Raw genomic sequence first — 10,199 nt, 5'->3', positions numbered from 1 at the left:
AGGGAGTTACTTTTGGTCGTATGCTTTTTCATGGACTCGCCCTCGCTGTCGTTGGCTTCTTAAGAATGCCACCGTGGCGCTACAGACGCCTCGGCTTGGGCGAGTCCATCCAATTACAGTCCGATGTTGTCCTTTAACCAAGCATCGCCTTATACCCTTCCCGATACGTCGCATAACGCGGCACCCAGCCCAGCGCTTTGGCGCGGGCGTTGCTGCAGCGTTTGCTGCCGGAACGGCGCAGTGCCGAGTTTTCCGCCCATTCGGTGACGCCCAGGTAGTCGCGCATCCAGTCGACCACTTCCGCCAGCGGCGCGGGCGCGTCGTCGACGCCGATGTAGCACTCTTCCAGCGCAATTCCCCGGGAATCCGCCTCAAGCAGATACGCCAACAGCCCCGCTGCATCATCGGCGTGAATGCGGTTGGCATATAAAGGTGGCTCGACGGCCACGCTGTAACCCTGACGAACCCGGTTGGCCAAATCGCTGCGTCCCGGCCCATAAATCCCGGTCAAACGCACCACGCTGGCCGGGAAACCGCTCTGCAACGCGACTTGCTCAGCTTCCAGCATGACCTTGCCGGAAAAACCGCTGGCGTCGGTCGGCGAGGTTTCGTCGACCCATTCACCGTGCTGTTGACCATAAACGCTGCTGCTGGAGACGAAAATAATGCGTTTGGGTTGCTGGCCATGTTGCTTGAGCCAGGCCAGCACGTGCTGCAAGCCTTCTATATAAGCTGCGCGATAACCGGCTTCGTCGCGTTCGCTCGGGGTGGCGCAATACACCAGGTAATCGAGGTCAGCTGCCGGCCAGTCGGCGGGGGGCTGGGGTTGAAACAGATCGCCTGCAACCCCGATAACGCCGACGGGCAGATGAGCGATTGTGCGGCGCAGTCCGTAGACGGTCCATTGCTGCGGCAGCAGCTGGTTAGCCAGACGGCTGCCGATATCGCCACAGCCAGCGATCAAAACTGAGGGGGCGGACATGTCGAATCTCCACAACAAATGGCGTGTTAAAGCAGCTGGCACGGGGGTGAAAGCCGATCAACCAACTGCGATTGATAGAAAAAAAGATACTGTATTACTTTTGTTAACAAGAATTACTTGCAATAATGACGGCCCGTTTGTTCTCCTTCCTGCGTCGAACGCATCGCGCGACGTAGCAGAACGACCCACCTTTTCTTTTCTCAGGTCCGGCCAGCATGACACGTATCAACTCTTCCGCTTCGCCTACCAAACTCCCCAGCCTGCCGCGCGCATGGCGGGCAATCGCAGCGTTGCTGCTGAGCCTGATGATTGCCCCTGCTGTGTTCGCCGATCAAACCGCGCCAACGATACCCGGCACGCCAGCGACTTCCGCTGCTCCGGCCCCGGCCGCAACGCCGGTTTTGCAGGAGAACACCGCGCCAGTTGAAGGCCCGGCAGTTGTTGAAGAAGATAACAGCCTGGGCATGGCGCATGACCTGTCGCCGTGGGGCATGTACCAAAATGCCGACATTATCGTCAAAGCGGTGATGATCGGCCTGGCCATTGCCTCGATCATTACCTGGACCATCTGGATCGCCAAGGGTTTCGAATTGCTGGGCGCCAAACGCCGTCTGCGCACTGAAATCGTCAACCTGAAAAAGGCGCGCACCCTGACCGAAGCCAGCGAAACCGCCGCCAAACAAGGCACGCTGGCGAATCTGCTGGTCCACGACGCCCTGGAAGAAATGCGTCTGTCGGTCAACAGCCGTGAACGTGAAGGCATCAAGGAGCGCGTCAGCTTCCGTCTTGAGCGTCTGGTTGCAGCCTGTGGCCGCAACATGAGCATGGGCACCGGCGTGCTCGCGACCATCGGTTCCACGGCGCCGTTCGTAGGCTTGTTCGGTACCGTCTGGGGCATCATGAACAGCTTCATCGGCATTGCCAAAACCCAGACCACCAACCTCGCCGTGGTTGCGCCGGGTATCGCCGAAGCCCTGCTGGCGACCGCGTTGGGCCTGGTTGCCGCGATTCCTGCGGTGGTCATCTACAACGTCTTCGCCCGTTCCATTGCCGGTTACAAGGCACAAGTGTCCGACGCATCGGCTCAAGTCCTGCTGCTGGTCAGCCGTGACCTCGACCACCAGCCGAACGAACGCTCCCAGTCGCCGCACATGGTCAAGGTGGGCTAAACCTTGGGCATGCATCTGAAGGAAGGCGACGACGATCTCGCCGAAAACCACGAAATCAACGTAACGCCGTTCATCGACGTGATGTTGGTCCTGCTGATCATCTTCATGGTGGCCGCGCCATTGGCAACGGTCGATATCAAAGTCGACCTGCCGGCTTCGACCGCCAAGCCGCAACCAAGGCCCGAGAAGCCGATCTTCCTCAGCGTCAAGGCTGATCAGAGCCTGTTCCTGGGGGATGACAAGGTCTCCCGTGAACAGCTCGGCCAGATCCTCGATGCCAAGACCAAAGGCAAGAAGGACACGACGATCTTCTTCCAGGCCGATAAAGGCGTGGATTACGGCGATCTGATGGAAGTCATGAACGCCCTGCGCGGTGCGGGCTACCTGAAAGTCGGTCTGGTCGGTCTAGAGACGGTTGGTAAGAAATGATCAATTCGCGCCAAAAACTGACGCGCTATGGCGGTAGTCTGTTGTTGGTGCTTGCCGTGCATGCCATCGCAATCGTTGTTGCGCTGCGCTGGCCGGCATCCCAGGCAATCGAGCTACCACCGGCGGCAATGATGGTCGAGCTGGCTCCGGAACCTGTTCCGGCGCCGCCGCCTCCGCCTGCCGTGGTGCAGCCACCGCCGCCACCAGAGCCCGAGGAAGAGCTTCCCGAGCCGAAAGTGGCTGAAGCGCCAAAGCCGGAAATCGCCATACAGAAACCGGTGGAGAAGCCCAAGCCCAAGCCAAAACCGCAGCCGCCCAAGCCGATCAAGAAACCTGAGCCGCCTCAGGAAAAACCGGTCGAAGAAAAGCCGATGGACACGCCGCCGACGACCGCCAAGGTCGAGAAATCTGCTGCGCCGACCCCACCGAGCCCGCCTTCGCCGCCGAGTACGGCGTTGCCAAGCTGGCAAGGCGATTTGCTGCGCCACCTGGCCAAGTTCAAGAAGTATCCCGAGGACGCACGTCGTCGCGGCATGCAGGGCGTCAGTCGCCTGCGTTTTGTGGTCGATGCCGAAGGCAACGTCTTGTCTTATTCGATTGCCAGCAGCTCAGGCAGTCCGGCACTGGATCGGGCCACGATGGAAATGATCCGTCGCGCCCAGCCGTTGCCCAAGCCGCCAGCGGAAACCTTGAACAATGGCACTATCGAGATCCTGGCGCCGTTCGTTTATTCGCTGGATAAACGCTGAAGCGCAGTTTTGATACACAGGAGTGGCCTTGATAACGTGCGTCTATCGATTGCAGCCGCTATGCTGGGACCGCAACTTCATGGACGCACGCTATGACCCTCACAGAATTGCGCTACATCGTTACTCTTGCCCAGGAACAGCATTTCGGCCACGCCGCTGAGCGTTGCCACGTCAGCCAGCCGACATTGTCGGTGGGCGTCAAGAAGCTGGAAGACGAACTGGGTGTGCTGATCTTCGAACGCAGCAAGAGCGCCGTGCGCCTGACGCCGGTTGGCGAAGGCATCGTCGCTCAGGCGCAGAAGGTTCTTGAGCAGGCCCAAGGCATCCGCGAACTGGCGCAAGCCGGCAAGAATCAGCTGACTGCCCCGCTCAAGGTCGGCGCGATCTATACCGTCGGACCTTACCTGTTCCCGCATCTGATTCCGCAGCTGCATCGCGTTGCGCCGCAAATGCCGTTGTACATCGAAGAAAACTTCACCCATATCCTGCGCGACAAACTGCGCAACGGTGAACTGGACGCGATCATCATTGCGCTGCCGTTCAACGAAGCCGATGTACTGACGCTGCCGCTGTACGACGAACCGTTCTACGTCTTGATGCCCGCCGACCATCCGTGGACCAAGAAAGACTCCATCGATGCCTCGGCGCTCAACGACAAGAGCCTGCTGTTGCTTGGCGAGGGTCACTGCTTCCGGGATCAGGTGCTTGAAGCCTGCCCGACGCTGGCCAAAGGCAGCGAAGGCGCGAGGCACACCACGGTGGAATCCAGCTCGCTGGAAACCATCCGGCACATGGTCGCGTCGGGCCTGGGCATTTCCATCCTGCCAATGTCCGCTGTCGACAGCCATCACTATGCTCCCGGCGTGATAGAGGTTCGTCCGCTGACGCCACCAGTGCCGTTTCGTACCGTTGCCATCGCCTGGCGCGCAAGTTTTCCACGGCCCAAGGCGATTGAAATCCTCGCTGACTCCGTGCGCTTGTGTTCCGTCGCGCGTCCGAAAGCCGAAGCGAGCTAAGTCGGGCCATGGGCGAGCTTTCCACGGTTTCGGTCACGGCGCTTAAAGGCGTCGGCGCGGCCATGGCTGAAAAACTGGCCAAGGTCGGTCTGGAAAACCTGCAGGATGTGCTGTTTCACCTGCCCTTGCGTTATCAGGACCGCACCCGTGTCGTGCCCATCGGTCAATTGCGACCCGGACAGGACGCGGTGATCGAAGGTGTGGTCAGCGGCGCCGATGTGGTCATGGGCAAGCGGCGCAGCCTGCTGGTGCGTCTGGGCGATGGCACTGGCACCTTGAGCCTGCGCTTCTACCACTTCAGCAATGCGCAGAAGGAAGGCATGAAGCGCGGCACGCATTTGCGGTGTTTTGGTGAAGCCCGCCCCGGCGCGTCCGGACTGGAAATCTATCACCCGGAATACCGCGCCCTGACCGGCGATGAACCCGCCCCGGTCGAGCAAACACTGACACCGATCTATCCGACCACCGAAGGCCTGACCCAGCAACGTCTGCGTCAGTTGTCGCAGCAGACATTGGCGATGCTCGGTCCGAAAAGCCTGCCTGACTGGCTGCCTGAAGAGCTGGCGCGGGACTATCAACTGGCGCCGCTGGACGACGCGATTCGTTACCTGCATCACCCGCCGGCCGACGCCGATGTCGAAGAGTTGGCTATCGGACACCATTGGGCGCAACACCGCCTGGCCTTCGAAGAGCTGCTGACCCATCAACTCTCGCAGCAGCGCTTGCGTGAAAGTCTGCGTTCCCAGCGCGCCCCGGCGTTGCCGCTGGCGAAGAAGCTGCCGAAGCAATTCCTCGAAAACCTTGGATTTCCGCCCACGGGTGCTCAACAGCGCGTCGGTAATGAAGTTGCCTATGACCTGAGCCAGCCCGAACCGATGCTGCGCCTGATTCAGGGTGATGTCGGCGCCGGGAAAACCGTGGTTGCAGCGCTGGCGGCATTACAGGCGCTGGAAGCGGGTTACCAGGTGGCGCTGATGGCGCCGACGGAAATCCTCGCCGAACAGCACTTCATCAATTTCCAGCGCTGGCTTGAGCCGCTGGGCATCGAAGTCGCGTGGCTGGCGGGCAAGCTCAAGGGCAAGGCGCGGGTTGCGTCGCTGGCGCAGATCGCGGCCGGCACGCCGATGGTCGTGGGCACGCATGCGTTGTTTCAGGACGAAGTGCAGTTCAAGAATCTGGCGCTGGTGATCATCGACGAGCAACATCGCTTCGGCGTGCAGCAACGTCTGGCCCTGCGCAAAAAAGGCGTCGGCGGCCTGATGTGCCCGCATCAGTTGATCATGACCGCAACGCCCATCCCGCGAACCCTGGCCATGAGCGCTTACGCTGATCTCGATACCTCGATCCTCGACGAGCTGCCGCCGGGCCGGACTCCGGTCAATACAGTGCTGGTGGTCGACACGCGGCGCATCGAAGTGATCGAGCGGGTACGCGCGGCCTGCGCCGAAGGGCGGCAGGCTTATTGGGTCTGCACCTTGATTGAAGAATCCGAAGAACTGACCTGCCAGGCTGCCGAAACATCATTTGAAGACCTGACCAGCGCCCTGGGCGAACTGCGGGTTGGCTTGATCCACGGACGCATGAAGCCCGCCGAGAAAGCCGCGGTAATGGCTGAGTTTAAACAAGGCGCGCTGCAATTGCTGGTGGCGACCACCGTCATCGAGGTCGGTGTCGATGTGCCCAACGCAAGCCTGATGATTATCGAAAACCCCGAGCGTCTGGGGCTCGCGCAACTGCACCAATTGCGTGGCCGTGTCGGTCGCGGCAGCGCAGCCAGTCATTGCGTCCTGCTTTACCACCCGCCATTGTCACAGATCGGCCGTCAGCGCCTGGGCATCATGCGCGAGACCAACGACGGTTTTGTCATTGCGGAGAAAGACCTTGAACTGCGCGGGCCCGGCGAAATGCTTGGCACTCGGCAAACCGGTTTGCTGCAGTTCAAGGTGGCTGACCTCATGCGCGATGCAGACCTGCTGCCCGCCGTGCGCGACGCTGCTCAAGCGTTGCTCGAACGCTGGCCGCAACACGTCAGTCCGCTGCTGGAGCGCTGGCTGCGACACGGCCAGCAATACGGTCAGGTGTGATGCGGGTCAGGCTTTGATGAGTGCTTCATACTCTCAATAACGAAGCTGGTTATACTTCAGCCATTGTAGGAACTTGGATACAGACCATGACAGAAGTCGCCCACGTTGATGACGCTCCCCATGCGCCGACCGTTATTCGTCAATTGCTTGGCAAATTAGCGATCAGCTACAGCGAAGTTCTTGACGACACCCGCCTGCCTGCCGCGCGCAAAGTGCAGGCGGTGTTGGTCGAGGACGCTGTCGGTGCGCTTCTGATTCTGTTTCCGCAAAATCAGTTGCTGGATCTGAACCGAATTACCGAGCTGACCGGACGCAAGCTGACGGCGGTCCCTCATGATCGCTTGCTGCGCATGCTGGCCAAACACAGCCTGCACACGCTGCCGGGCATCCCGGCGCTGACCAGCTCACCGTGCCTGTATGAAGAACGCCTGCTGCAAGAGTCGACCGTGCTGGTCGGTTCCGGCGAGCCGGGCATTCTGTTGGAAATCAGCAGTGAAGACTTCAAGACCATGCTCAACAAAGCCAGCGCCGCGCATTTTGGCGAGCTGTTGAGCGCGATTCACCCCAACCTGGATCGTCCTGACGACGACCGCGAAGAAATCACCCAGGCCATGCAGGCCTTCACGGCGCGGCGTATCCAGCAGCGCCTGGAAGCGACCCTGGAAATCCCGCCTCTGGCCGAAACGGCGCAGCGCATCATCAAACTGCGCGTCGATCCTGATGCCACTATCGATGACATTACCGGCGTGGTCGAAACCGATCCGGCGCTGGCGGCTCAGGTGGTGAGTTGGGCGGCGTCGCCGTATTACGCGTCGACCGGCAAGATTCGCTCGGTGGAAGACGCGATTGTGCGAGTCCTGGGTTTCGATCTGGTGATCAATCTGGCGCTGGGCCTGGCGCTGGGCAAAACCCTCAGCTTGCCCAAGGATCATCCGCAACAGACCACGCCTTACTGGCAGCAGTCGATCTACACCGCTGCGGTCATCGAGGGCCTGACCCGCGCGATGCCTCGCGCCCAGCGGCCCGAAGCCGGCCTGACTTACCTGGGCGGTCTGCTGCACAATTTCGGTTATCTGCTGCTGGCCCACGTATTCCCGCCGCATTTCTCGCTGATCTGCCGCCAGCTTGAAGTCAATCCGCACCTGCATCACAGCTATGTCGAGCAGCATTTGCTGGGCATCAGCCGCGAACAGATCGGCTCCTGGCTGATGCGTTACTGGGACATGCCGGACGAACTGGCCACTGCGCTGCGCTTTCAGCACGACCCCACGTATGACGGCGTTCACTGTGAGTACGCCAATCTGGTGTATCTGTCCGTGCGTCTGCTGCGCCAGAACGGCATCGGTTCCGGCCCCAAAGAAGATATCCCCGAAGAGCTGTTCGGCCGCCTGGGCCTGAGCCGCGAAAAAGCCGAAGACTCGGTGCGCAAAGTCCTGGAAGCCGAAGTGTTGCTGCGTGAACTGGCTTCGCAGTTTGCGCCGCAGTAAAACCGGCGTTTGACGCTTTTGTGGGACCGGATTTATCCGGGAATGCGGTATTTCTGACGCCGAAATGCAGTGAATGAACCGGCCTTTTCCCGGATAAATCCGGTCCCACGGTTTCCTCGTCGGGCAGATGCTTATGCGGTGTTTGATGAGCGGGTTAAACGGGCGGGCGCCCGAAGGGATGAAGTCGCCCTTACAGCGTCTCCCCCGGCTCGCCCGGCAAATGCTCGTCCAGATGCAGCCACGGCAAGCGGTTGTCGGTCCAGATGTGGCGGTCGGCGGGTGCTTGTTCCGGGTGATCGAGGGTAGCGATGGTCACGTCCATCTCTTCGGGGCTGTTGCGGGAAAACAACGCCAGCTGCGCGCCACAGTTGCCACAGAAGTACCGCACGCACGTCGGTCCGGAGTCGTAGCTGACCGGGCTACCTTCCGTCCATTTGAATGACGACAACGGCACCGTTATCCAGGTCATGACAATGCCGCCCGAGGTCCGTCGGCAGATCGAACAATGGCAATGGGCGATGTCCTGCAAGGGCGCATCGAACTCATAACGCAGGCTGCCGCAATGGCAACTGCCGGAATGTATCTGGCTCATATCCCCTCCTCTTTGCTGTCAGCACCGACACAGTCTGTGACAGCCGCTGCCGGTAATTGTCTTAGCGCCAAATGATCAGTGGTTCGGGCGGCGAAAGCTGGATGAAAGCTTGGCCCATTAGGATCCTCTCACCGCCGGCAACAGACCGGTCAGCCAAACGAGTGTTTTTCTCGCACTCAACGGCCCAGTCAACAACAACAATGGTGAACCTGATGCCCTGCACTACCCTCCTGCACGCCCTGACTCCGTTCCGACTCCACGCGCCGCTCCTGTTGAGCTGATTCGTCGCCTTCGCCTTTTCCCAAGTCGCGTTACGCCTGGAGTAATTCCCTATGTTGACCTTCCTCGGCTTTGCCATGGTTGTCGCCTTCATGTACCTGATCATGAGCAAACGCCTGTCGGCGTTGATTGCCCTGATTCTGGTACCGATCGTGTTTGCCCTGTTCGGCGGCTTCGCGTCCGACATCGGCCCGATGATGCTGACCGGCATTACCAAACTTGCGCCAACCGGCGTGATGTTGATGTTCGCCATCCTCTATTTCGCGCTGATGATCGACTCGGGCCTGTTTGACCCGGCGGTGCGCAAGATCCTGCAGCTGGTCAAAGGCGACCCGGTGAAAGTCTCCGTGGGCACCGCCGTGCTTGCGCTGGTGGTTTCCCTGGACGGTGACGGCGCAACCACTTACATGATCTGCGTCGCGGCCATGCTGCCGCTGTACAGCCGCATCGGCATGAGCCCGCGAATCATGGCGGGCCTGATCATCCTGGCCGGCGGCGTGATGAACATGACGCCTTGGGGTGGCCCGACTGCACGCGCCGCCAGCGCCCTGCACGTGGACCCTTCCGACATTTTCGTCCCGATGATCCCGGCCATGGCCGCCGGGGTGATTGCGATTCTGGTGATTGCCTACTTCTACGGCAAACGCGAGCGTGCTCGTCTGGGCGAACTGCATCTGGTGGATGACGAAGTCGATCACAGCGAAATCAGTGTTTCCCAGTTCCCTGGCGCACGTCGTCCGAAACTGATCTGGTTCAACGGTCTGCTCACCCTGGCGCTAATGGTCGCGCTGATCATGGGTCTGCTGCCGTTGCCGGTGTTGTTCATGATCGCCTTCAGTGTCGCGATGATCGTCAACTACCCGAACCTGCAGGATCAGAAGGATCGCATCGCCGCCCACGCAGGCAGCGTGCTGGCAGTGGTCGGACTGATCTTCGCGGCCGGTATTTTCACCGGTATCCTGTCCGGCACCGGCATGGTCGACGCCATGTCCAAGAGCCTGCTGGCAGTGATTCCGGAGGCGCTCGGCCCTTATCTTGCAGTGATTACTGCGCTGGTCAGCATGCCGTTCACGTTCTTCATGTCCAATGACGCCTTCTACTATGGCGTGTTGCCAGTGTTGACCGAAGCCGCTGCTCACTACGGCATCAGCCCGGTGGAAATGGCCCGCGCCTCGATCGTCGGTCAGCCGGTTCACTTGCTCAGCCCGCTGGTTCCGTCGACTTACCTGCTGGTGGCATTGGCCGGTATCGAGTTCGGGGATCACCAGCGCTTCACCTTGAAGTGGGCAGTTCTGGTTTGCCTGTGCATAATGTTTGCCGCCTTGCTGATGGGGATTTTCCCTCTGTACAGCAGTCTGTAAAGTCGGATCACTTACCTCAAGGCCTGCCATTGCAGGCCATGAGAGTTTAAC

The 10,199-nt window shown here is 60.3% G+C and carries 9 protein-coding genes; 7 read left to right on the top strand and 2 right to left on the bottom strand.

Annotation, left to right across the window (positions count from 1 at the left end):
* Window positions 1-133: 133 nt before the first annotated feature.
* Window positions 134-982 carry an SDR family oxidoreductase gene (locus tag ACP7E4_RS26550; RefSeq protein ID WP_426118745.1) on the bottom strand — a complete coding sequence of 283 codons (849 nt, stop codon included), beginning with the start codon at window positions 980-982 and terminating at the stop codon, window positions 134-136.
* Between the two features lie 215 nt (window positions 983-1,197).
* Here ACP7E4_RS26550 and exbB point away from each other — a divergent pair, with 215 nt between their 5' ends.
* The 6 genes from exbB to ACP7E4_RS26520 all read left to right on the top strand — a co-directional run bounded on the left by exbB (window position 1,198) and on the right by ACP7E4_RS26520 (window position 7,916).
* Window positions 1,198-2,151 carry a tonB-system energizer ExbB gene (exbB, locus tag ACP7E4_RS26545; protein ID WP_426118743.1) on the top strand — a complete coding sequence of 318 codons (954 nt, stop codon included), beginning with the start codon at window positions 1,198-1,200 and terminating at the stop codon, window positions 2,149-2,151.
* Between the two features lie 3 nt (window positions 2,152-2,154).
* The gene (gene exbD, locus ACP7E4_RS26540) at window positions 2,155-2,580 is read left to right on the top strand and encodes a TonB system transport protein ExbD (protein ID WP_426118741.1); all 426 of its coding nucleotides are present in this window, start codon (window positions 2,155-2,157) and stop codon (window positions 2,578-2,580) included.
* Window positions 2,577-3,329 carry an energy transducer TonB gene (locus ACP7E4_RS26535; RefSeq protein WP_426118740.1) on the top strand — a complete coding sequence of 251 codons (753 nt, stop codon included), beginning with the start codon at window positions 2,577-2,579 and terminating at the stop codon, window positions 3,327-3,329. The genes exbD and ACP7E4_RS26535 overlap by 4 nt, the downstream gene beginning before the upstream one ends.
* Window positions 3,330-3,421: 92 nt before the next feature.
* Entirely contained in the window at window positions 3,422-4,345 is a 924-nt protein-coding gene (locus tag ACP7E4_RS26530; protein ID WP_426118738.1) for a hydrogen peroxide-inducible genes activator, read from the top strand.
* A gap of 8 nt (window positions 4,346-4,353) precedes the next feature.
* A complete protein-coding gene (recG, locus tag ACP7E4_RS26525; protein WP_426118737.1) occupies window positions 4,354-6,429 on the top strand; it encodes an ATP-dependent DNA helicase RecG in 2,076 nt (691 codons plus the stop codon).
* An 86-nt stretch (window positions 6,430-6,515) separates the two neighbouring features.
* A complete protein-coding gene (locus tag ACP7E4_RS26520) occupies window positions 6,516-7,916 on the top strand; it encodes an HDOD domain-containing protein (protein WP_426118735.1) in 1,401 nt (466 codons plus the stop codon).
* A gap of 190 nt (window positions 7,917-8,106) precedes the next feature.
* Here ACP7E4_RS26520 and ACP7E4_RS26515 read toward each other — a convergent pair whose 3' ends face one another.
* Window positions 8,107-8,508 carry a GFA family protein gene (locus tag ACP7E4_RS26515; protein ID WP_426118734.1) on the bottom strand — a complete coding sequence of 134 codons (402 nt, stop codon included), beginning with the start codon at window positions 8,506-8,508 and terminating at the stop codon, window positions 8,107-8,109.
* A 332-nt stretch (window positions 8,509-8,840) separates the two neighbouring features.
* Between ACP7E4_RS26515 and ACP7E4_RS26510 the strand changes: the two genes are divergently transcribed.
* Window positions 8,841-10,148, top strand: coding sequence for a CitMHS family transporter (locus ACP7E4_RS26510; protein WP_426118733.1), 1,308 nt, complete (start codon window positions 8,841-8,843; stop codon window positions 10,146-10,148).
* The last annotated feature ends 51 nt before the right edge of the window (window positions 10,149-10,199 follow it).

The organism is Pseudomonas sp. DSP3-2-3, from assembly GCF_049898225.1.
In the GTDB taxonomy this organism is placed as follows: Bacteria; Pseudomonadota; Gammaproteobacteria; order Pseudomonadales; family Pseudomonadaceae; genus Aquipseudomonas.
The sequence above is the reverse complement of the archived record's forward strand: the minus strand, read 5'-3'. Positions and strand labels throughout refer to the sequence as shown.